This window comes from Vibrio sp. 1288 (assembly GCF_033344475.1).
The window spans coordinates 1-810 of the sequence record NZ_JAWPOX010000331.1; the positions used below are offsets into that span (position 1 = coordinate 1).

Consider the following 810-nt stretch of genomic DNA (forward strand, 5'->3'; position numbering starts at 1 on the left):
AGGCTGATCAAGAGGGGTATTTTGCTCTTCGAACCCGACCCCGTTATCCATGACATCAATGATGACAACGTCATCACAAAAGCTGATATGGAGATCAACAAACAACTCTTTTTGCGAAGTCGAATGAGCAAGACAAGCATCTTTGGCATTATTAAGCACATTAATGATCACCTGTTGCAATCCGGTCACATCCGCATAAACGTTTTGTACCTCGCCAGAATACATCACACCTAGTTGGATATTGTGACGTTGGAACTCATAATCCACCAACTTCATTGCATCATTGATGACGGCAGGTAAGTCAACCCAGCTTTTCTCGATTGGCGTCCGGTGAATCAAACTACGTAAACGCTGCACTATGTCACTCGCAGACGTCACTTGTTGTTGAATTTTCTCTATTATCGGCAACATTTCCTCGGGTGTAGTGCCTTGCTCCATCCGCATCTTTGCACCTTGACTGTAGTTTTTAATCGCAGCCAATGGTTGATTAATTTCATGTGCGATACTGCTGCCTAATTCTCCCACAATCGTAATACGTTGAGCATGTTCCAACATGCTACTCTTGCGACGTAAATCATTGAGGGTAGCTTTCAACTTTTCTCTACTACGTTTGAACGTCCACTCTAGCCAAAAGTGATAGATAGTCAGTAACACCAATGTTAGCAGCGCTGCGATAGCGACTGCTTGGTTTTTATGTAGCCACTCTTGAACTTTTTGCGCCCAAGGTTTCTGTAAGGGATGTAAGTCCAAATGCTTGTAGACTTTATCTACGTTAACGCTAGGCGCAGGTAGCGTCCAACCCACATTGTT

The 810-nt window shown here is 43.8% G+C and carries 1 protein-coding gene; it reads right to left on the minus strand.

Annotated features, from left to right (window positions below):
- The coding region (locus tag R8O11_RS26575) for a HAMP domain-containing sensor histidine kinase (RefSeq protein ID WP_318194789.1) at positions 1 to 810 on the minus strand (810 nt) is incomplete at both ends.